A 21,934-nucleotide genomic window follows, 5' to 3' on the forward strand; every position below is an offset into this window, starting at 1 on the left:
TGCGGTGTCACGGCGCTCGCAAGTTCAGGCGGGCTGGAAGGCGCGAATGCTGCCCACGGCCAGTCCTTCGATGGCGAAATCGCTGCCGGGAGAGACGTGAATGCTCGCGTAGGCCGGGTTTTCGCTGTCGAGAAAGATGCCCCGGCCCTTGCGGCGCAGGCGCTTGACGGTGACCTCGCCGTCGATGCGGGCAACCACGATCTGGCCGGCCCGCGCTTCGGGGGTTCTGTGTACGAGAAGCAGGTCCCCGTCGTCGATTCCGGCGCCGACCATGCTGTCGCCGCGGACCTTCAGCGCGTAGTCGGGCGCCGGGTGGAACAGTTCGGCGTCGACCCGGATTTCGTCTTCGAGGTTTTCGATTGCAAGCAACGGCGAGCCGGCGGCGACTCGCCCGATGACGGGCAGGCTGCGGGTGGTGGTCGCGTCCGGTTCGGGGGCGGGCGAGGTGCGAAGCGGGACGATGCCCCGGGCTCGACCGGGCCGCAGCTCGATGGCGCCGCGCTCGGCCAGCGCCCGCAGGTGGCACTGGGCGGCGTTGGGCGAAGCGAAGCCGAAATGCTCGACGATCTCGGCGCGGGTGGGTGGCAGGCCGTCGGCCGCCATCCGCTGCTCGATGAAGTCCAGGATCTGCTGCTGGCGCGCGGTCAGTTGCATCCTGCTACTGTATCAAAAAACAGTTCGCTGGGTCGCCCGGCCGTATTCAGTCCGTGATGATGATGTGTCCGGAGAAATGCCAGCGCGAGTGAGACCAGGGAAACCGCGCGTAGGGCCACCAGGGGTCGTAGAACCAGGGGTCGTGGTAGTAGCGCACCGGCCGCTCCTCGCCCCAGAGGAACAGGGTGTCGGCGGCCACGCGTGGATAGACGTAGCGAAACTCTCCGATCCGGCCTTCCACGAACCCGGTCAGTGTGCCGACGACGGTGATATCGCGCCCGCCCTCGAAAACCGCGGGATCCTCGAATCCCTCCCGGCAGGCGAGGAAGCGGCCCTGGTTGGCGTCGCCGCCCCGGGGACGTGCACTGTCGTCGAGCGAGCGCGCGAGTATCTCGATGCAGGTCTCGGCCTTTCCGGGGCGGGTGTCGACGATGCTGCCGCCCCAGCGCACGCGCTGGCCGACGTGTTGATCGCCGGATTGCTCGGGCGTGAGCGGCGGGTACTCCCCGCCCAGGGGTTCGGGCACCGTGGCGCAGCCCGACGCAAGCAGGGCCGCCAGGGCGATTGCGGGAAGGGCGAGGCGAATGGCTTTCATGATCGAACTCCTCGTGCTTGAGGCGAATCGGATACTGCCAGTTTAGACGCTGGCGGCGCGTCGCGGTTCAACGGCTCGCCGGACCGGGAATCTCCGCGCTGCGCGGATAAAGCGTTGCCGGTCGGCCTCGTTGCCGCGGTCGCCGTAGCGAATGGCGCAGTAGTCCCTCGCAAGCTCGAGAAAACGCGCTCCGTCGGCAAGGCGATGAGCGACGCGCTCGGCCCAGGCCAATGGCGTTTCACCGAGCCCGGGGCCGAGCCCGCGGCGCTGCATTCGACGCGCCAGGCGCAGCCACGCGCGCCTTACGGGATCGCGCGATCGCGCCGGCTGGCGCAGCCAGGCCCAGGCGAGGGCGAGCACGATAAGGCCGAGAACGCCGGCCATGAGGAGCGCCATGCCCGTGCGCGAGAGGTTCGGCAGGCCGAAGAAGTTCATCATGCGCTGCTGACGGTCGGCGTCGAAGCCAAGTACCCAGGAATTCCAGAGATGCTGCAGCCGGTCGTAGCGGTTGCGCAGGGCGCGCAGCCATTCCAGGCCTTCGCCGCCGCCGGCCACGCTGCCCGCACCGCTTCGGATGCGGGCCGGTGAGACCGCCGCGGTCGGGTCAACACGAGTCCAGCCGCTGCCCTCGAGCCAGACTTCAACCCAGGCATGGGCGTCGGAGTTTCGGACGAGCAGATACTGACCGCCTTCCTGCCAGAAACCGCCCTGATAGCCGGTGACGACGCGCGCCGGAATGTCGGCCGCGCGCATCATCACGGCAAAGGCCGAGGCGTAGTATTCGCAGTAGCCGGTACGCAGGTCGAAGAGGAATTCGTCGGCGCCATGGCGCCCCAGCGGCGCCGTCTCCAGGCTGTAGTAGAAGGGCTCCGTTCGCAGCCAGTCGAGTACGTGGTCGATCAGCGCGCGGTCGTCTTCGAATCGCTCGCGAAGTTCGAGCGCCATCTCGCGCGTTCTCGGATTGCGGTCCTCGGGCAGGCTCACTGCCAGTTGCCGCAGCGTCACCGGCAGCCTCGGCATGTCGGTGAAATCCGGATTGCTGCGCACCGAGTACTCCGTGAGGGTCGTGATCGGATTCCGACGGGTCAGCTGGAAGTCCAGCGACAGTCGCGCGTCTTGTGGTACCCGGACGGGGTGGTCGAGGGCGAACAACCAGCGACGCTCATGCGGTTCGAGCTGGACGGTGTAGCGGTAGTCGTTCGATCCGGGCGGAACGCGCGGCGCCTCGGTGCGCGAGGGCAGGAACGCGCGTTCCCAGGTGTCTCCGTCGAAGCGCCACAGCACGGGGCCGCGCCAGTAGCGCTGGCTGGGCGGCGGCGGCTCGCCGGCGAACTCCGCGCGGAAAGCCGGCGAGTCGTCAAGGAACAAGTTGGCGATCGACCCGGGCGACATGCTGTCGGACAGCCCGGTCTTGCCGTCCATCACTTCGTCCGGGAGGCCCCACAGCGGCTCGGCCAGCCGGGGAAAGGTCACCCAGAGGGCCAGTGCCATCGGAAGGGCAGACACCAGCAGTAAGGCGCTCTGGCGGAGCAGCGCCACATCGCCGCCCGGTGCGGTTCGGCGGTTGACGTCGAGTTGCTGGATTCGAAGAAGCGCGGCGAGAGCCAGCAGCACGCCGCCGAACAGGTAGACGAGAAGGACGAGCCGCTCGTTGAAAAGGAACTGGCTGGCGATCAGGAACAGGGAGACCGAGGCCACCATGCGCAGGTCGCGCAGGCGCGACAGTTCCATCATCTTGGCTGCCAGCATCAAACAGAGCATGCCGGTGGCGGCGCGCCGGCCCCAGAGCCCGCCGTAGCTGACCGCCAGCAGCCCGATTGCCGCGATCGTCAGCAGAAGTCGCAGCCAGCCCGGCGGCAGGCGCCACCGTTTCCGGGCCACCAGCAGTCGCCAGCCGCACAGCGCGAACACTACGACGCCCAGCACCGGCGGCATCGCCAGCAGGTGCGGCAGGGCCGCAACCAGGAAGGTGGCGACGGTCCAGGCGACGGGGCCGAGCGGCAGGTGCGTTGCAGGCCTGTTCACAGTTCCGCCAGGGCCCGGAGGCATTCGTGCTTGTGGCGTTCGCTGGCATCGGGGCCGAGTCGCTGCGCGCCGATTTCGAGGATCCAGGGGCGTTTCTGTTGCTCGGCCCGCAGGATCCAGGCGGTCACGATGCCGATCCGCTCTTCGAGATCGCGACCGGGAGCGCGCTCGAGGCAGAGAAAGACCTCGCGTGAGCGCTCGCGCCGAAATTGTCGCGACAGCAGTGTCTGGTGGCGCTGGCTCGCCTTCCAGGCGATGCGGTGGAGCGGGTCGCCTTCCCGCCATTCACGCAGGCTGTGGAAATCCTCTCCTTCTTCGAGGGCCTGGCTGCGCAGACCCTGCCGGTCGTCGCCTCCTTCGGGCAAGGGCGGCGCGCCGCTGGCCGGCCTGGGCCAGACCAGAAAGCGCGAGGTGGGCTCGATCCAGGACCAGGCCCGGAAAAGGCCGAGCGGCTGGGTAGTCTGGATGCGCATCCTTCTGGGCCGGTGCCAGCCGCGATGCCGGTCCGGCAGCCGGACGGTGACTTCTTGCGTGGTTCCGGCCGGCACGTCGAAGCCGCTTGCCGCCTCGCCCGAGTCGAGCTGCAGGCCCGTCCTGTCCCGCGCCGATTCGTTGATCGCCGCCATCCGCCATTCGACCGGCTCTCCGGCATGCACGGGCCGGGCCTTGCCGTGGCGAAGGTGCAGGCCGTCGAGGTTGCGGAAGGCCAGCAGCATGGAATTGACCGCGGTGGCGGCGATGAGGAAGGTGGTCAGCAGGCCGAGGTTGTTGTTGAAATTGAGGCTGCCGATGAGCATCGCGCCCATGAGGACGCCCAGCATCCATCCGAACCGGGTCGGCAGGATGAAGATACGTCGGTAGGCGAGCGTCAGCGGGAGGTCGAGGCGCGTGCGCCGCCGCAGCCAGCGATCGAGCAGATTCGGGCGCCGCGAACCGGATCGTGAACCGGTGGCCTGGGCCATCAGGGAACGGGGGTGGACTCCAGGATCTCCGCGGCCACCGCGTCGCCGTCCATGCCCGATTCGGCAACCGGCTGCAGGCGGTGCCCGGCCAGCGCCGGGAAGACCGTGCGGACGTTGTCGGGCAGGCAGAAATCCTGCTGCATGACCAGGGCGTGCGCCCTCGCGGTCTGGATCAGGGCGAGCGCCGCGCGCGGGGACAGCCCCGCCTTGACCGCAGGATGCGAGCGCGTGGCCGCAACCAGGGCCTGGATGTAGTCGAGTACCGGCTCGGAGACGTGGAGCTCGCCGGCGAGTCCGATCAGCTCCATGACCCGGTTCGGATCGAGTGACGGCTCCATGTCCTTGAGCAGGTTGCGCCGATCGGGCTCGGTCAGCAGGCGGCGTTCCTCGGCCGCCGACGGATAGCCGATTCGGGTGCGCAGCAGGAAGCGGTCCAGCTGCGAGTCGGGCAGGGGGTAGGTGCCCGTGAGGTCCAGCGGATTCTGCGTGGCGATCACGAAGAACGGGCGGGGCAACTCGTGCGTTCGCCCGTCGACGGTGACCTGGCCTTCGGCCATGGCCTCGAGCAGCGCCGACTGGGTGCGCGGCGTGGCCCGGTTGATTTCGTCGGCGAGGACGACGTTGGCGAAGATCGGACCGGGGCGGAATTCGAATTGCTCGCCTTCGCGGCGGAACATCGAGACACCCAGGATGTCGGCCGGCAGCATGTCGCTGGTGAACTGGATTCGCTGCCAGTCGCCGCCCACTGCAAGGGACAGGGCCTGTGCCAGCGTCGTCTTGCCCACCCCGGGCAGGTCTTCGATCAGAAGGTGCCCGCCCGCGAGCAGGGCCGAGAAGGCGAGGTCGATGACCTCGCCCTTGTCGACGATGATCTCGTTGACCGTCGCCCGGGCCCTGGCCAGATCTTCGGCCAGCGGGGCCCCGCTACGGGCCGTCGAGGGCTTATTCATCCAGCAGTGCGTTGACCTTGGCTGCGCAGATGAAATCGTTCTCGCTCAGCCCGTCGATGGCGTGGGTGGTGAAATGGATCAGGCAGAAGTTGTAGCCTGCTTCGAAGTCCGGATGGTGGCCCTCCTGGTTGGCGATCCAGGCCATGGCGTTGATGAAGGCCATGGTCTTGTAGAACCCCTTGAACTCGAAGCGGCGATAGATCTTCTTGCCGTCGGCGTCGATCTGCCATCCGGGGATCTGCGCGAGCAGCTCCTCGGCGCGATTGCGGTCGAGCGGATCGGTGCCCCCTTCGCAGGGGACGCACTTCTTGTCGGTCAGGGTATCGGACATGATCAGGCTGCTTCCTTGTTCTTGGGTGGATAGGTGGGTTCGAACTCGCCCAGCGCGCGTGCCTTGCGGATCAGGGCGAGCAGGTCGGTGTTGGCCAGTTCGAACAGATCGTCCATGCGGTCGAGAACGTAGTAGACCGTCTGGTAGATGTCGATGCGGTACGGCGTGCGCAGCGCGTCGATCGGGTCGAACGGCCGGCGAATGGGCTCATCGCTCTCGAGCGAGTAGACGGTTTCGCCGGGCGAGGAGGCGATGCCGCCGCCGTAGATGCTCAGCTGACTGCCGTTCTGGATCAGGCCGAACTCGACCGTGAACCAGTACAGGCGGGCCAGGAAGACGCGTTCCTTCTTGGAGGCCTTGACCCCCGCCAGCCCGTAGGCGTGCGTGAAGTCCGCGAAAGCCTGGTGCGTGAGCATGGTCGTGTGGCCGAATATCTCGTGGAAGATGTCCGGCTCCTGCAGGTAATCCATCGATTCGCGCGTGCGAATGAAGGATGCGGCAGGAAACTTCTTCTCCGAGAGCAGCTTGAAGAACTTGTCGAAGTTGATCAGCGCGGGTACCGGCGCCACTTCCCAGCCGGTGCGCTCGCGCAGCACCTCCGAGACTTCCTTGGGCTGGGGAATGCGGTCGTGGGGCAGGTCGAGGATGTCCAGTCCGTCGTGGAATTCCTGGCAGACCCGGCCCCGGATGACCTCGATCTGGCGTGCATATAAGTCGCGCCAGACGCTATGCTCTTCGTCGGTGTACGGGATGATGCCGTTTTCGTCCGGCACCTTGGCTTCGTACTTGGTTGACTTGCCCATGAGCACCTCCTTTGAGTTATCCACATCATGTTATCACCTGAGCGGCGGGCTGCCATGAACACCGGTGCCGAACACTGGCCGGGTACGAGCTGGTACGAGTCCAAGGCCGGATCGCGGGACTGGCCGGTGTTCGAGGGGCGGCAGCGTTGCCGCGTGGCGATCGTCGGCGCCGGCCTTGCGGGCATTGCCACGGCGATTGGCCTGATCGAGCGCGGCCTCGAGGATGTGGTCGTGCTCGACGATCAGGGGCCGGGTGCCGGCGCCTCCGGCCGCAACGGCGGCTTCGTTTTTGCCGGCTACTCGCTGGGCAACGACGCCCTGATCGGCCAGGTGGGCGAGGAAGCGGCCGCCCGCCTGCACGGCTACACGCGCGATGCCGTTGCGTTGATTCGCCGGCGCATCGAGCGCTTCGGCATCGAGTGCCACGTCAATGACGCCGGGGTGCTCCTCGCCGACTGGTTCGACGAGGCGGAGACCATGCAGGCCACGGCCGAGCGGATGCGCCGGCGGCTCGGCTTCGAACTTGAATGGATCCCCGCCGCCAGAATGAACGACTGGGTGCGTTCGAATCGGTACGGCGGCGGCTTGTTGGAGCCCGGCAGTTTCCATTTCCACCCGCTGCGGCATATTCGCGGGCTGGCCGAGCGCATCGAGACCGCGGGTGGCCGGGTTTTCGGTCGATCGCGCGCGTTGAGCGTCGACCGATCCAGCGGCCGCTGGCGGGTGGAAACCGAACGGGGAACGCTTGAGGCCGACGAACTCGTGCTGGCCACCGGCGGCTATGACCGCAAGCTGGTGCCGTCGGTGCAGCGCGCCCTGCAGCCCGTGGCCACCTACATCGCGGTTACCGAACCCCTCGGCGATCGCCTGCCGCGACACCTGCCGCGTCCGGTGGCCGTCTACGACACGCGTTTCGCCTTCGATTACTACCGGCCCTTGCCCGACACCCGCTTGCTCTGGGGCGGCCGCATCTCCATGGCCAGCCGCTCGCCGGCCGCCATTCGCCGCCTGATGCGGCGCGACCTGGCGCGCGTCTTTCCCGACCTTGAGAATGTGCAACTGGAGTACGCCTGGGGCGGGTGGATGAGCTATGCGCGCCATGAAATGCCGCTGCTCGGCCGGAACCGGGACGGCGTCTGGCACGCGCTCGCCTTTGGTGGCCACGGCATGGCCACGACCACGCTGGCCGGCGAGATCATGGCCGAAGCCCTTTGCGGCGACGGTCGGCGCCTGGCCGAGTTCGAGCGCTGGCGGCCGGTCTGGGCCGGCGGGCCTCTCGGCCGCGCCGTGGGGCAGGGGATCTACTGGCAGGCGCAGCTACGCGACCGCTTGCGCGATCGCCGTTCCCACTTGTAGGAAATTTCCTACAAGCCGTCGGGTTGATTTCTTACCCGTCGTCGCGGCACTTGCTTCTATCCGGGTGTCCGGACTTTTGTCAGACTGTGTGGCAACACCTTTGGCAGGTCAGCCCGTTTGCTGGTACGGGCGCACCCAGGAGAGTCCTGCCCGGGACTCGCTGGGGGGTTGAGGCGGCGCATCCCCTGCGCCGCCTTTTTTTCGAAACCGCTGCAAAACTACTGCGCGTGCGTCTGACGGCGTCCGGCAGCGCAGGCGCAGAGCCCTGGACGGTTTTCCGAAGGAAAGAAGCCAGGGCGGCGCGCCGTCAAGCGCGTGCTCGGAATCCTCATGTATCAGCACATACACGCGCCACGGCTGCAGCCCGGCGCTTTTTGCGCTGCGCGCAAACCGCACCGTGCTTTCGCCTGCGCTGCGGTTCCTGCGCTCCGGCGGCCACCGTCAGACACCCGCTCGCTACGTTTTGCAGCGGTTTCTTGTGCTTACAGTTTTTCGAAAATGCCGGCGGCGCCCATGCCGGTGCCCACGCACATGGTGACCATGCCGTAGCGCTGGTCGCGGCGGTGCAGGCCGTGGATCATCTTGGCTGCGAGGACTGCGCCGGTCGCGCCCAGCGGGTGGCCCAGGGCGATCGCGCCACCGAGCGGGTTGACCTTGTCCGGATCGAGCTCGGTGTTGCGGATCACGGCCAGGGCCTGGGCGGCGAAGGCCTCGTTGAGTTCGATCCAGTCGAGTTCGTCCTTGCCGATGCCGGTCTGCTTGAGCACTTTCGGGATGGCCTCGATCGGGCCGATGCCCATGATCTCCGGCGGCACGCCGGCCACGGAGAAGCCGCGGAAGACGGCCAGGGGTTGCAGGTTCAGCTCCTTGACTACCCGCTCGGAGACCAGCACCAGGGCGCCGGCGCCGTCGGACATCTGTGAACTGGTGCCCGCGGTGACGCTGCCTTTGGCGTCGAACACCGTGCGCAGCTTACCCAATGCCTCCGGCGTGGTGTCGCGGCGCGGACCCTCGTCGGTGTCCACGACGGTCTCGATCTCGCGTACGGTGCCGTCCGGGCCGGGCACGCGGTTGGTCACCGTCACCGGACGAATCTCGGTGAACTCGCCGCCGTCGATGGCCTTGATCGCCTTCTGGTGCGACTGGTACCCGAACTCGTCCTGTTCCTCGCGCGAGACGCCCCACTTGTTCGCCACCTTCTCGGCGGTGATGCCCATGCCGTAGGCGATGGCGACGTTGTCGTCGGCGAACACCTTCGGATTCATGGCCACCTTGTGCCCCATCATCGGGACCATGGTCATGGTCTCCGTGCCGCCGGCGATCATCACGTCGGCCTCTCCGAGCCGGATGCGGTCGGCAGCCATGGCGATGGTCTGCAGGCCTGAGGAGCAGAAGCGGTTGACGGTCACGCCCGGCACGTTGTCGGGCAGGCCGGCCAGCAGGGCGCCGATGCGGGCGACATTCATGCCCTGTTCGGCTTCCGGCATGGCGCAGCCGACGATCACGTCTTCGACGCGGGCCGGATCGAGGCCGGGCACTTCGGCCAGCGATTCGCGGATGACGTGGGCCAGCATGTCGTCAGGGCGGTAGTTGCGGAAGGCGCCCTTGAACGCCCGGGCAACCGGGGTTCTTACGGCGGAGACTACGTATGCGTCACTCATGGTGGAGTCCTCGGATGTCTTGGTGTCTGGTCTTGATTCAGTGGCTTTCGGCAACTGTTCTGGAATAGGTTTCAGGTTTCAGGTTTCAGGACGGTCTCGATTGGAGAAGCCGTCGCACCAGCGTTTAGGGAAGCGTTCAAGGCACGAGGCACCTGCTTCGTGTCCGAAGGCTTCCCTGAAACCTGAACCCTGAACACTGAAACCTTCCATCAATTCCGCATCGGCTTGCCGGTCTTGAGCATGTGGGCGATGCGCTCCTGGGTCTTTTCCATGGCGCACAGTTCCAGGAAATGCTCGCGCTCGAGGCGGTGGATCCAGGCCTCGTCGACCTTCGAGCCGCGATCGATCTCCCCGCCGCAGAGCACGGTGGCGATGCGCTGGCCGATCTCGTAGTCGTGCTCGGAGATGAAGTGCCCCTCGAGCATATTGACCAGCAGCATCTTGAGCGTGGCGATGCCGACATCGCCGGCGGCCGGGAAGGTCCTTTCCGCCATCGGCGGCCGGTAGCCGGCCGCGGCCATCGCCCGCGCCTCGAAGTGGGCGGCGTGCAGCAGTTCGTGTTCGTGCATGACGATGCGATCGTGTTCGCGCAGGTAGCCCATCTCGCGCGCTTCCATGGCCGAGCCGGCCACCTGGCCCATGGCGACCTGCTTGTAGCGCTTCTCGAGCAGGGGATAGGTGTCGCCGGCCTTCGTGTCGTCAACGACCTGCATGGCCAGGGTGCCGAGGCCGCCGCCGGCCGGCAGCAGGCCGACGCCGGCTTCGACCAGGCCCATGTAGCTTTCCAGGTGGGCCACGCGCGTGGCGGCGTGCATGGCCAGCTCCAGGCCGCCACCCAAGGCCAGGCCGCGCACCGCGGCCACCGAGGGAACGGTCGAGTAGCGCAGGCGAAGATTGACCGCCTGGAAGCCGGCGACCAGGTCGTGGACACTGTCGAAGTCCCCCTTCTGGATGGCTTCGGCGGCGGCCTTGAGATTGGCGCCGGCGGAGAACGGGCCGTTGGGCTGCCAGATCACCAGGCCCTCGTAGCCGGACTCGGCGCGTTCGATCGCCTCGTTGAGGCCGTCGACGACGCCGTTGTCGATGACCGCCATCTTGCTCTTGAGGCTGGCGATGAGGATGTCGTCGTCCAGTGTCCACAGGCGGATCGAATCGGTCTCGTGGACCGTGTTGCCGGATTCGGTCTTCTCACCGAGCAGGCGCACCGGCTGGTACTGGCGCTGGAACACCGGCAGGTCCGGACGCGGCAGGTAGCGCGCCTCGTCGGCCGCCCAGGAGCCCTCGGGGGTGTGCGCGGCCTCGATGCTGCCGACCCAGTCGGGCAGGTTCGCGTCCACGCCGGTGCGGCCCTGTTCGATATCGCGCTTGACCAGGTTGGCCATGGCCTGCCAGCCGGCCGACTGCCAGATCTCGAACGGACCGATCTTCCAGCCGTAGCCCCAGCGGATGGCGAGATCCACTTCGCGTGCGCTGTCGGCAATTTCGGCCAGGTGGTAGGCGCAGTAGTGGAACAGGTCGCGGTGGAGCGACCAGAGGAACTCGGTGTGCGCGTTCTCGCACTTGGCCAGCTCGGCCAGCTTCTCGCCCGGATCCCTGATGGCCAGGGTTTTCTGCACGTCCTCGGGCAGGCTGTAGTCGGTGTCGCGGTACTCGCCGGTGGAAGGGTCCAGGACACGAATGGTCTTGCCTTCCTTCCGGAACACCCCGGCGCCGGCCTTCTGGCCGACGGCACCGGCCTCGATCAGCCGCTTGAGCCAGTCGGGCTGCTCGAACCAGGCGTGCCAGGGATCGCCCTCGAGCTGGTTCTTCATCGTGTTGATGACGTTGCCCATGGTGTCGAGCCCTACCACGTCGGCCAGGCGGAAGGTGGCGCTCTTGGGCCGTCCGATGACCGGGCCGGTCAGGGCGTCGACGGTGTCGAAACCCAGGCCGAGGCGGTCGGCGTGGTGCATGGTGGACAGCAGGCTGAACATCCCCACCCGGTTGCCGATGAAGTTGGCCGTGTCGCGGGCCCGGACCACGCCCTTGCCGAGGTTTCGGGTCAGGAAATCCTCGAGCAGGTCCATGACCTTCGCGTCAGTGCCGGCGTGCGGGATCAGCTCCACCAGGTGCATGTAGCGCGGCGGGTTGAAGAAATGAACGCCGCAGAAACGCCCGCGCAGGCTCTCGGGCAGTTCCTTCGACAGGTCGGTGATGGACAGGCCCGAGGTGTTGGAAGCGAAAATCGCGCCGTCGCGGATATTCGGTGCGATCTTGCCGTAGAGGTCGCGCTTGATGTCCATGCGCTCGGCCACGGCTTCGATGATGAAGTCGCAGTCGGCGAGGCTTTCGAGGTCATCGGCGAAGTTGAGCGGCCGGATGAATTCCGCCAGGTCCTTGCGGGCCAGGGGGGCGGGCTTGAGCTTGGTCAGGCGCTTGATGCCTTCGGCGGCCAGCTTGCTGCGCGGGCCGTCGTCGCTGGGCAGGTCGTAGAGATCGACCGGAATGCCGGCGGCGGTCAGGTGGGCGGCGATCTGCGCCCCCATCACCCCGGCACCGAGTACCGCGGCACGTCGTACCTGGAGCTTGTGATCCGTCATTTGTCGTCCTTGTGCGTTCGAGATGGTTAACAAAAAGCACGAACCACGGAATGCACGGAATCGCACGGGCAAAGCTTGATCATTCCGCGATTTCCGTGTCTTCCATGGTTGCAGGGTTTCAGCTGGCTTTGGCCACCGGCGGCTGCATGGCCTGCTGGCCGCCGATTTCCTCGGGCGTGAACTCGTCGACGGCGATGACCTTCGCCGTCAGTTCCTGGGCCCGCTTGAGGTCCGCTGCCTGCTCTTCGCTGATCACGCCGGCCGAGACCGCCTTGGCGGTTACTTCGTCGACGTTGACCGGCGTCGGCACGACCTTGAGGGCATTGCGCACGGCCATTTCCGCGGGGGCGGCCTTCAACACGGCCTCGAAGGCCTGGGCCAGCAGGCCCGTGCCGTCGTCGGCGCGTGACTGGTAGGCCCCGGCGATCAGGCGTTCGCGGCTCGGCGAGGCCTCCATGGTCAGGCGGGCGATGCGATGGGTCGTGCGGTCGTCGACCGGGCGATGCCGGCGGCCCCAGGGGAAGAGCAGCACGCGCAACGGGCCGCCCAGGCCGGAGAGGGGGAAGTTCTGGAGCACCGTGAACAGCGCGTTCTCGACCTGGTGCAGGCTGTCGGCCACGGCCCACTGGACCAGCGGCAGGTCTTCTTCCGGCCGGCCGTCGTCTTCAAAACGGCGCAGTACGGTCGATGCCATGTAGAGGTGCGCCAGCGCATCGGCCAGGCGGCCCGACAGCTTCTCCTTGAACTTGAATTTGCCGCCGAGGATGAGCAGGCACAGGTCGGCCACCAGGGTGAAGGCGGCGCTCAGGCGATTGACTTTGCGGTACAGGCCGGCCGTCGGGCCCGACACCGGCGCGCGGCTCAGTCGGCCGCCGGTCAGTCCCAGCAGCGGGGCGCGCACGAAGTTGGAGATCACGAAGCCCATGTGTCCGAACAGGGCGCTGTCGAAGGCCTTGGGGTCGTCGTCGGTCGCCGACATCATCTCCTTGAGCAAGTAGGGGTGGCAGCGAATCGCGCCCTGCCCGAAGACGATCATCGAGCGGGTCAGGATATTGGCGCCTTCGACCGTAATCGCGACGGGAATCGACTGCCAGGGAATCGACAGGTAGTTGTTCGGTCCCTCGACCACGGCCTTGCCGCCGTGGACGTCCATGGCATCGTTGAGAACGCGCCTGTTCGCCTCGGTCAGGTACGCCTTGAGAATGGCCGAAAGCACGACCGGCTTTTCGCCGTGGTCGAGCGCGCTGAGCGTGAGCTTGTGGGCCGCCTCCATGCGATAGGTCTCGCCGGCGATGCGGGCCAGCGGCTCCTCGATGCCTTCGAAGTAGCCGATCGGCTGCTTGAACTGGTAGCGCACGCGTGCGTAGGCGCCGGTGGTCAGGCTGGTGAGCTTGCCGTTGGCCACGCTCTGGGCCGGCAGGGAGATGGCGCGGCCGGCGGCCAGGCAGTGCATCAGCATGCGCCAGCCCTGGCCGACGCGCTCGCGCCCGCCGATGACCCAGTCGAGGGGAATGAACACGTCCTTGCCGCGGGTCGGACCATTGAGAAAGATGCTGCCGCCGGGCAGGTGCCGATCGCCGATTTCGACGCCCGGCGTTTCGGTGGGTATGAGTGCGCAGGTGATTCCGAGGTTCTTCTGGTCGCCCAGGAGGCCGTCCGGGTCCTTGGCCTTGAAGGCCAGCCCGAGCACGGTAGCCACCGGCGCCAGCGTGATGTAGCGCTTGTCCCAGCTCACGCGCAGGCCGAGCACTTCCTCGCCCTTGTACGTGCCCTTGCAGACGATGCCTTCGTCGGGCATCGAGGCGGCGTCGGAACCGGCCAGCGGGGAGGTCAGGGCGAAGCAGGGGATATCCTCGCCCCTGGCCAGACGCGGTAGATAATGATTCTTCTGCTCATCGGTGCCGAAGTGCATCAGCAGCTCGCCCGGACCGAGAGAGTTGGGCACCATCACCGACACCGCCGCCGACAGGCTGCGGGTGGCGATCTTGGTGACGACCGCGCCGTTGCCCTGCGATGAAAATCCGAGACCGCCGTATTCCTTGGGAATGATCATGCTCAGGAAACGCTTTTCCCGAATGTACTGCCAGGCTTCCGGCGGCAGGTCCTTGAGGTCCTTGTTGATCTGCCATTCGTCGAGCATGGCGCACAGTTCCTCCACCTCGCCGTCCAGGAAGGCCTGTTCCTCGGCGGATAGCGCCGGCTTGTCGATGCCGAACAGCTTCTTCCAGCGCGGGCGGCCTGAAAACAACTCGGCGTCCCACCAGACGGTGCCCGCATCGAGCGCCTCGCGCTCGGTATCGGAGATCGACGGCATGACCGACTTGAACCAACCGAACAGGCGGTCGGAGACCAGCGCCCGGCGCAAGGGGCGGATGGCGACCACGGTCAGGGCCACGGCGGTCACCGCGTAAAGCGTGATGACCGGCCAGGACGCCGCCTGCCAGATCGTGCCCACCAGGGCGGCGATGGCGAGCAGTGCGGCCAGCCAGGAAGGGGAGCGGAACCAGGCCAGCGCGAGCAGGCCGACGACGAGTGCGATGATCAACAACCAGGTCATGATGTTGCCTCCAGAGTGCGTCGGGCACTTTCAGGGATTCGGTGGTCGAGACTGCCGCGCAGGCCGGCTGCGGCGAACTGCACCAGCTCGGCGGCAATGATGCGGGTGTCCTTCAGGGCCGATTCGGCCATGGTCAGCGTCAAGGCGCCGACAATGAAATCGAGCTGGTGCCTGAGGCGAGTGCGATCGGCGCCCGGCAGGGCGGCGGACACGGCGTCCGCGAAGCGCCGCATGACGTGCGCGTATTCCTGGCGCATGGCCTCGTGGAGCGCCGTGTCCCGGTCGGCGAAGGCGCGCAGCAGCAGCTGCATGAAGCGTTGTCCTTCGGCGTCCCCGCCGCGGGTGAATTCCAGGGCCGGTTCCACGAAGGCGTCGAGCACGGCTTCCAGGTCGGCCCGGCTGTCGTCTTCCTCGATGGCGTCCAGCCGCTCCAGCCGGGCGGCGTTGAGGGCATCCAGGCGGCGCCGAAAGATGGCGCGGATCAGTTCCTGCTTGGACCCGAAGTAGTAGTTGACCGCGGCCAGATTGGCCTCGGCCGCCTGGGTGATCTGCCTGAGCGTCGTCAGGTGGAAGCCCTGGTCGGCGAACAGGCCCTCGGCGGCGTCGAGAATGCGATCACGGGTCGAAACGGACAATTGAAACGCTCGATTCAAACAACCGTTTCAATCCTACTCCGCGCGAGTCGTGGCTGCAAGGGGGCAGGAGTCAGCCGCCGCATTCGGCGGGATCGACTTCGCGGGTCGCGCGGACTCGGCCGGGATTGGAGACGATCACCGCTCGGGCCGCTTCGGGGTTGCCCCTTGAGCAGATCCGGATGGTCAGGTTCGTGCCGTAGGCCATTCCGCTGTCCTTGAAGCGGACCCGGTGGCGTCCGCCCGAATGCATGACGTGCTCCGGCATGGCCTGTACCACCCGCAACACATCCCCGCCTTCCGCCGGCTGACCCGCTTTTTCAGGATCGAGGTAGACGATCCAGCCCTGTTCCCAGCGGTTGCCGCCCGTGCAGGTTCGGCCGTCGCGGCTCGGACATGCGGCTACGAGGGTGCCGCGGGTGATGGCCTGGCCGCGCGCGAACTGCAGGTGACCGACCAGCCGGTTGGCCGTGGCCGTCAGCTGTTGCTGCTCGATGAATCGGCCGAAGGCCGGAACGGCGAGAGTCAGGATGACCGCGAGAAGCGAGATGGCGATCATCAGCTCGATGATGGTGAAACCGGAACAGTCGCGCTTGGACACGGGAGCCTCCTTGGTGGTTTTCGAGTGGAGGCCTCCAGCATCGCCCGCGACCGGCGTTGGCATCATCCGGCCGATTACGGGAAGTCGTGTAGGAAAAAAGCGCGCGGCATCGTGGGACCGGCGCTCGTGGAGAGCGGTTGGGTGTTGCCTAATCCTCTCCGCCCAGTCGCGCCTCGAGCTCGGCCACCCGCTCTTCGAGCGCTTCGAGGCGCGCGACTAGATCCGGGTCGGGGCCTGCTCGTGACGGCTCGGGAGCGGCTGGCTCCGGAGCCAGCTCGGCTTCGAGGTCGACCGGGCCGCAGAGCAGGTGCATGTAGCGATCCTCGCGCTGGCCGGGGCGTCGCGGCAGCCGGACCACCATGGCGGGTTGCTTCTGCGCCAGGCGCTCCAGCGCGAACTGGACGTCGTCGGCGTCGTCGAAGCGGTGGAGCCGCTCTGTTCGCGTCAGCAGTTCGTTGATCGTTTGCCCGCCGCGCAGCATCAGCAGGGCCAGGACGGCGAGCTGGCCCTCGGTCAGTTCCAGACCTTTTTCGGCCGTGTGCCGGTAGCGTTCGGCTCGCGACGAGAACTGGTGCCGCACCAGGCCCTTGCGCTCGAGCTCGCGCAGGGCCTGGCCGACGCGGCCCGGTTCGAGTTTCATGACCGGGTCTCGGCTGGTCTTCTGGTTGCAGGCCGTGACGGTGGCGTTGAGCGTCAGCGGATAGGCGTCCGGGGTGGTTGCCTCCTTCTCCACCAGGCAGCCCAGCACGCGCGCTTCCACGGCGCTGAGGCGGATGCCCCCGCTGTCTTCGGGTTCCTGATCCCCGCTGTTCGTGGGTTCGTCGCTCATGGCCGTGTACTCGCTGCTCAAAGTGAGTTGCCGATCCGTTCGACCGCCGTCTTGAGGGTATCGAGACCGCAGGCGAAGGACAGTCGCAGGTGACCGGCGGTACCGAAGGCGGTGCCGGGCACCGAGGCGACCAGGGCCTTCTCGAGCAGGTGTTCGGCCAGCTCGATGTCGTCGCTCAAGCCCAGTTTCTCGATCGCACCGCTGAAATCGGCGAAAGCGTAGAAGGCGCCTTCACCCGGCTCGCAGCTGACGCCCGGCAGTTCGTTCAATGCCGGAACCAGCCAGTCGTGGCGCTCCTTGAAGGCCTTGCACATCTCGCCCACGCAGGCCTGGTCGCCGTTGAGGGCGGCCACCGCGGCGGCCTGGCTGACCGAGCTGGGGTTGGAAGTGCTCTGGCCCTGGATCTTCTTCATTTCCTTGATGATCTCGGCCGGGCCGGCGGTGTAGCCGATGCGCCAGCCGGTCATTGCGTACGCCTTGCTGACGCCGTTGACCACCAGGGTGCGGTCCTGTAGGGCGGGCACCACTTGCGCGAGCGTGGAGAACGGCTCGTCGGCCCACCAGATGTGCTCGTAGATGTCGTCGGTGCAGATGACGATCTTGGGATACTCGAGCAGCACTTCGCCGATGGCGGCCAGCTGTTCGCGGGTGTAGGCGCGGCCGCTGGGGTTGCTCGGCGAGTTGAGGATCAGCAGGCGGGTCTGGTCGGTGATCGAGGCTTGGAGCTGCGAAGGCGTGACCAGATAGTTGTTCTTGGCCGAAGTGTTGAGGATCACCGGTGCGCCGCCGGCCAGCCGGGCCATGTCGGGGTAGGACACCCAGTACGGCGCGGGAATCAGCACCTCGTCGCCTTCGCCGATCAGCGCCTGCATCAGGTTGTAGAGGCTCTGCTTGGCGCCGGTGGAGGCGAGGATCTGGTTGGGTTCGTAGCTGAGTTCGTTGTCGCGCTGGAACTTCGAGATCACGGCCTGCTTGAGCTCCGGGGTGCCGTCGACCGGCGTGTACCGGGTCTGGCCGGCTTCGATGGCCTCGGCCGCCGCTTTCCTGATGTGGGCCGGCGTGTCGAAGTCGGGTTCGCCCATGCTCAGCGAGATGACGTCCTTGCCGGCGGCCTTGAGTTCGCCGGCCTTGGCCGCCATGGCAATGGTGGCGGAAGGCTTGACCTGGCTGACGCGCGATGCAAATCGAAAAGTCACGATAGAACTCCCTACTGGATTCGGGTTTTGCGGCCGGTCACGGCCACGAACGAGGTCATGATTATAATCGCCCCAGCAATGTTGATGAGTGATTCAGGACAATGACCAGGCGTTTCCGCATGGCGTCGAGCTATCAGCCCGCCGGCGACCAGCCGACTGCGATCGACGCCCTGGTCAAGGGGCTCGGCGCGGGCGAGTCGCACCAGACCCTGCTCGGGGTGACCGGGTCGGGCAAGACCTTCACCATGGCCAACGTGATCGAGCGCGTGCAGCGCCCGGCCCTGGTGATGGCGCCCAACAAGACCCTGGCCGCGCAGCTCTACGGCGAGTTCAAGGCGTTTTTCCCGGACAACGCCGTCGAGTACTTCGTCAGCTACTACGACTACTACCAACCCGAGGCCTACGTGCCCTCGTCGGACACCTTCATCGAGAAGGACGCCTCGATCAACGAACACATCGAGCAGATGCGCCTGTCGGCAACCAAGGCGCTGCTCGAGCGCCCCGACTCGCTGATCGTCGCCACCGTCTCGTCGATCTACGGCCTGGGCGATCCCAGTTCCTTCCTGAAGATGACCCTGCCGCTGAAGGTGGGCGAGCGCATGTCGCAGCGCGAGATCCTGCGCCGCCTGGCCGAGATGCAGTACTCGCGCAACGATTTCGAATTGCGCCGCGGCACCTACCGGGTGCGCGGCGAGGTCATCGACATGTTCCCGGGCGATTCGGAAATGGAGGCCGTTCGCGTCGAACTTTTCGACGACGAGATCGAGCGCATCAGCTTCTTCGATCCGCTCACCGGCGAGGTGCACGAGAAGGCCGACGAGCTGACCATCTTTCCCAAGACGCACTACGTCACGCCCCGACAGGTGGTGCTCGACGCCGTCGAGGCGATCAAGGCCGAACTCAAGGAACGCCTGGAGCAGCTGGAGCGGGCCGGCAAGTTGCTCGAGGCGCAGCGCCTGAAGCAGCGCACCGAGTTCGACATCGAGATGATGCTGGAGCTCGGCTACTGCCAGGGCATCGAGAACTACTCGCGTCACCTCACCGGCCGGCAACCCGGCGACCCGCCGCCGACCCTTTTCGATTACCTGCCCAAGGATTCGATCCTGATCGTCGACGAGTCGCACGTGACCATTCCGCAGATCGGCGGCATGTACCGCGGCGACCGGGCGAGGAAGGAAACGCTGGTCGATTACGGTTTCCGCCTGCCCTCGGCGATGGACAACCGGCCGCTCACTTTCGAGGAATTCGAGGAACGCGCCCCGCAGATGGTGCTCGTCTCGGCCACGCCCCGGCAGTGGGAGTTCGATCATTCGAAGACCGTGGCCGAGCAGGTCGTGCGGCCGACCGGCCTGGTCGATCCCGAGGTCGAGGTGCGGCCGGTCGGCAGCCAGGTCGACGACCTGCTGTCCGAGATCCGCGACCGCGTCGGGCAGGGCGATCGCGTGCTGGTGACCACCCTGACCAAGCGCATGGCCGAAAATCTCACCGAGTACCTGGCCGAGCACGACGTCCGCGTGCGCTACCTGCATTCGGACATCGACACGGTCGAGCGCGTCGAGATCATCCGCGATCTCCGGCTGGGCGCTTTCGACGTCCTGGTGGGGATCAATCTGCTGCGCGAAGGCCTGGACATGCCCGAAGTCTCGCTGGTGGCCATCCTCGACGCCGACAAGGAAGGTTTCCTGCGCTCGGAGGGCTCGCTGATCCAGACCATCGGTCGTGCGGCCCGCAACGAACGCGGCAAGGCCATCCTCTATGCCGACAAGGTCACCGATTCGATGAAGCGCGCCATCGAGGAAACCGAACGCCGGCGGGCCAAGCAGATCGCCTACAACGAAGAACACGGGATCACGCCGCAGACCATCCGCAAGAACATCGCCGACATCATGGCCGACGCCCAGCACATGCCGGGCAAGAATAAGCCGGCGCGCAGGGTCGCCGAGGAACGCGAGTCCGAATACGTCGTCGAGCCGGTCTCTCCCGAAGACGCGGCGAAGGAGATCTCGAAGCTCGAGAAGGAAATGTTCAAGGCGGCCGAGGATCTCGAGTTCGAAAAGGCGGCCGAGATCCGCGACCGGATCCACCAGATTCGCGAGCAGGGTTTCAAGGTCGCGACCTGAGGGCCCGGCGCGCATCGCAAAGCAGTCAGGGAGGCTGGTCGAAATGCCTGAATGGATCGCGGTGCTCCTGATCGCCGCCGGGGCGGGTGTAAGCGTCCCGGTCGGCGCGGCCCTGGCGTCGGCCGAACGCATTCGGCCCGATTGGCTGGAGGCCGAGCTGCGTCATTCCATCATCGCCTTCGGCGGCGGTGCCCTGCTGTCGGCGGTCGCCCTTGTCCTCGTGCCCAACGGCATGGAAGGTCTTCCCCTGTCCGCCTCCGCCGGCTGGTTTGTCCTCGGCGGGTTGTGTTTTTTCGGGCTCGATTGGTGGCTTGCGCGCAAGGCCACGTCCGCCAGCCAGCTCGCCGCGATGCTGGCCGACTTTCTGCCGGAGGCCATGGCGCTGGGGGCGGTGTTTGCCAGTGGATCGAATACTGCCGTGCTACTGGCTGTTCTCATCGCGCTCCAAAATGTGCCGGAGGCTTTCAACGCCTATCGGGAAATCGAGGCCAAGACGCATGCGACATCCTCCAGGATCCTGGTCGCCTTCAGCGCTATCGGTCTGTTGGGGCCGGCGGCCGCCCTGGCTGGTTTCTTCCTGCTGGTCGACGCGCAGGCGATCGTTGCCTCCATCATGCTCTTCGCATCCGGCGGCATCCTCTACCTCGTTTTCCAGGACATCGCACCGCAGGCGCGCCTCGAGCGGCATTGGGCGCCGCCCCTGGGCGCGGTCGCCGGCTTCCTGATGGGCATGATCGGGCACGGGATCATCGGCGGTGCCTGAAGGGGCTGATGCCCAAGGGTGTCGAATCGAACGGCCGTCCACCGTGCTGCGTCGTAGCACTCGTTGCTCAGTCGAGAGGGTCAGGGGCTTGATCTCGACGCTACAGGGCATCAATAGAGTGGAATGAGAACAGCCTGAAAAGGAGGAGAGAATGAGTTTCAACGACAAGCACGTCGCCATCCTGGCCGAAGACGAGTACCAGGAGCTCGAGCTGCACTACCCGCGGCTGCGCCTGATGGAGGCCGGTGCCCGCGTCTCGGTGATCGGTGCCGGCAAGGATGTCTATCACAGCGGCAAGGGCTATGCGGTGGCGGTGGACGAGAACGTGGACGATGTCCGTGCCGAAGATTTCGACGCAGTCGTGATTCCGGGCGGCATGGCGCCGGACAAGATGCGTCGGCATCAGTCGATGGTCGAGTTCGTACGCGAGTTGAACGAAGCCGGAAAGCCGGTTGCCTGGATCTGCCATGCGGGATGGATGGCGGTTTCTGCCGACATTGTCCGCGGCCGGCGAGTCACGTCTTTTGCATCCATCCGCGACGACATGGTCAATGCCGGCGCCGAATGGGTCGACGAGGAAGTGGTGGTCGACGGCAACCTGATCAGTAGCCGCGTGCCCGGCGACCTGCCCGCTTTCTGCCGGGCCATTCTCGCCGCCCTCGGGGCCGATTGACCGGTTCGAGCACGCGCTTCAAGGCACTGCGCTGCCAGACGCCGTCAGGCGCTCGCGCAGTACCTCAGAATTGCGAGGAAGCCGCCGGAGAGCGTCGCGAGCGAGTGGCTGACGGTGGCCGACGGAGCGCAGGAACCGCAGTGTATGTAGATATACATGAGGATTTCGAGCACCGCCGGACGCCGTCAGGCGCTCGCGCAGTAGCTCTCCGGCGGCTTCCTAGCGGCTGCGGCAGCGGTAGATGACAAACCGCTGTTCCCCGTCTCGCGCCGGGCCGTCGGCGACGATCGTGTCTCCGTTCATGTCCCAGGCGCTGTTGCGCGCCAGGTCGGCGAGCTCGGCGGCCACCTTGTCGGGGTCGCGCTCGACCCCGGCAACGCGACTCTTGACCGACGTGGTGGTCGTGCCCAGCCGCTCGCAATTCAGTACGTGAGAGGGTTCCACGAGCCGCACGCCCTCGGCGCCCCGTTCGAGTTCGACCCAGGTGCAGCTCGACAGAATGAGCGCGGCGGTGACGGCGGCCGGTACGTGAATCTTCATCTGCTGTGTGTTCGTTTCTGCTGACGGTGGATGTCACGATAGGCGGGTGCGGGGCAGGCGTCAATGTCGGCCGGGCGGGGCGGGCGACCGGGCCGCGACCGGAGCCC

General features: G+C 66.5%; 19 protein-coding genes. 4 read left to right on the plus strand and 15 right to left on the minus strand.

From position 1 onward, the window contains the following. Nucleotides 1–24: 24 nt before the first annotated feature. From lexA to phhA, 7 genes are read right to left on the minus strand one after another with little or no spacing between them, the layout of a single operon-like run. Entirely contained in the window at nt 25–654 is a 630-nt protein-coding gene (gene lexA, locus DZC52_RS00385; RefSeq protein WP_116649142.1) for a transcriptional repressor LexA, read from the minus strand. A 46-nt stretch (nt 655–700) separates the two neighbouring features. Continuing rightward, a complete protein-coding gene (locus DZC52_RS00390) occupies nt 701–1,249 on the minus strand; it encodes a Slp family lipoprotein (protein WP_116649143.1) in 549 nt (182 codons plus the stop codon). A 42-nt stretch (nt 1,250–1,291) separates the two neighbouring features. After that, nucleotides 1,292–3,274, minus strand: a complete 1,983-nt coding sequence (locus tag DZC52_RS00395; protein WP_181918689.1) for a transglutaminase TgpA family protein — start codon at nt 3,272–3,274, stop codon at nt 1,292–1,294. Beyond that, nucleotides 3,271–4,236 (minus strand): DUF58 domain-containing protein, encoded by a 966-nt coding sequence (locus DZC52_RS00400; RefSeq protein ID WP_116649145.1) that lies wholly within the window; start codon nt 4,234–4,236, stop codon nt 3,271–3,273. Before DZC52_RS00400 ends, DZC52_RS00395 begins: the two co-directional genes overlap by 4 nt. Beyond that, nucleotides 4,236–5,186, minus strand: coding sequence for an AAA family ATPase (locus DZC52_RS00405; protein ID WP_116649146.1), 951 nt, complete (start codon nt 5,184–5,186; stop codon nt 4,236–4,238). Before DZC52_RS00405 ends, DZC52_RS00400 begins: the two co-directional genes overlap by 1 nt. Then, entirely contained in the window at nt 5,179–5,517 is a 339-nt protein-coding gene (locus DZC52_RS00410) for a 4a-hydroxytetrahydrobiopterin dehydratase (protein WP_116649147.1), read from the minus strand. Before DZC52_RS00410 ends, DZC52_RS00405 begins: the two co-directional genes overlap by 8 nt. 2 nt (nt 5,518–5,519) lie before the next feature. Continuing rightward, entirely contained in the window at nt 5,520–6,320 is an 801-nt protein-coding gene (gene phhA, locus DZC52_RS00415; protein ID WP_116649148.1) for a phenylalanine 4-monooxygenase, read from the minus strand. A 54-nt stretch (nt 6,321–6,374) separates the two neighbouring features. Between phhA and DZC52_RS00420 the strand changes: the two genes are divergently transcribed. After that, on the plus strand, nt 6,375–7,676 hold the full coding sequence (locus DZC52_RS00420; protein ID WP_181918690.1) for an NAD(P)/FAD-dependent oxidoreductase: 1,302 nt from the start codon (nt 6,375–6,377) through the stop codon (nt 7,674–7,676). A 482-nt stretch (nt 7,677–8,158) separates the two neighbouring features. Here the strand turns inward: DZC52_RS00420 and DZC52_RS00425 are convergent, their stop codons facing one another. The 7 genes from DZC52_RS00425 to DZC52_RS00455 form a co-directional block, all read right to left on the minus strand. Next, on the minus strand, nt 8,159–9,337 hold the full coding sequence (locus DZC52_RS00425) for an acetyl-CoA C-acyltransferase (protein ID WP_116649150.1): 1,179 nt from the start codon (nt 9,335–9,337) through the stop codon (nt 8,159–8,161). Between the two features lie 209 nt (nt 9,338–9,546). After that, on the minus strand, nt 9,547–11,916 hold the full coding sequence (locus DZC52_RS00430; protein WP_116649151.1) for a 3-hydroxyacyl-CoA dehydrogenase/enoyl-CoA hydratase family protein: 2,370 nt from the start codon (nt 11,914–11,916) through the stop codon (nt 9,547–9,549). 118 nt (nt 11,917–12,034) lie between these two features. Continuing rightward, entirely contained in the window at nt 12,035–14,473 is a 2,439-nt protein-coding gene (locus tag DZC52_RS00435; protein ID WP_116649152.1) for an acyl-CoA dehydrogenase, read from the minus strand. Further along, nucleotides 14,470–15,108, minus strand: coding sequence for a TetR/AcrR family transcriptional regulator (locus DZC52_RS00440; protein ID WP_181918691.1), 639 nt, complete (start codon nt 15,106–15,108; stop codon nt 14,470–14,472). The genes DZC52_RS00435 and DZC52_RS00440 overlap by 4 nt, the downstream gene beginning before the upstream one ends. Nucleotides 15,109–15,178: 70 nt before the next feature. Then, nucleotides 15,179–15,706, minus strand: coding sequence for a GspH/FimT family pseudopilin (locus DZC52_RS00445; RefSeq protein ID WP_181918692.1), 528 nt, complete (start codon nt 15,704–15,706; stop codon nt 15,179–15,181). A gap of 148 nt (nt 15,707–15,854) precedes the next feature. Then, nucleotides 15,855–16,535, minus strand: a complete 681-nt coding sequence (locus DZC52_RS00450; protein ID WP_116649213.1) for a YceH family protein — start codon at nt 16,533–16,535, stop codon at nt 15,855–15,857. A 17-nt stretch (nt 16,536–16,552) separates the two neighbouring features. After that, a complete protein-coding gene (locus DZC52_RS00455) occupies nt 16,553–17,731 on the minus strand; it encodes a pyridoxal phosphate-dependent aminotransferase (RefSeq protein ID WP_116649155.1) in 1,179 nt (392 codons plus the stop codon). A 101-nt stretch (nt 17,732–17,832) separates the two neighbouring features. On the opposite strand from DZC52_RS00455, the gene uvrB reads away from it, so the two are divergent. The 3 genes from uvrB to DZC52_RS00470 all read left to right on the plus strand — a co-directional run bounded on the left by uvrB (nt 17,833) and on the right by DZC52_RS00470 (nt 21,287). Then, nucleotides 17,833–19,851 carry an excinuclease ABC subunit UvrB gene (gene uvrB / locus DZC52_RS00460; RefSeq protein ID WP_116649156.1) on the plus strand — a complete coding sequence of 673 codons (2,019 nt, stop codon included), beginning with the start codon at nt 17,833–17,835 and terminating at the stop codon, nt 19,849–19,851. A 43-nt stretch (nt 19,852–19,894) separates the two neighbouring features. Next, complete coding sequence (locus DZC52_RS00465; protein ID WP_116649157.1) at nt 19,895–20,614, plus strand: ZIP family metal transporter; 720 nt, start codon at nt 19,895–19,897, stop codon at nt 20,612–20,614. A 151-nt stretch (nt 20,615–20,765) separates the two neighbouring features. Continuing rightward, complete coding sequence (locus tag DZC52_RS00470) at nt 20,766–21,287, plus strand: type 1 glutamine amidotransferase domain-containing protein (protein ID WP_116649158.1); 522 nt, start codon at nt 20,766–20,768, stop codon at nt 21,285–21,287. 219 nt (nt 21,288–21,506) lie between these two features. On the opposite strand, the gene DZC52_RS00475 is transcribed toward DZC52_RS00470, so the two are convergent. Beyond that, a complete protein-coding gene (locus DZC52_RS00475) occupies nt 21,507–21,827 on the minus strand; it encodes a DUF4156 domain-containing protein (protein ID WP_116649159.1) in 321 nt (106 codons plus the stop codon). Nucleotides 21,828–21,934 lie beyond the last annotated feature (107 nt).

The organism is Wenzhouxiangella sediminis (assembly GCF_003410055.1).
Taxonomy (GTDB): Bacteria; Pseudomonadota; Gammaproteobacteria; order Xanthomonadales; family Wenzhouxiangellaceae; genus Wenzhouxiangella; species Wenzhouxiangella sediminis.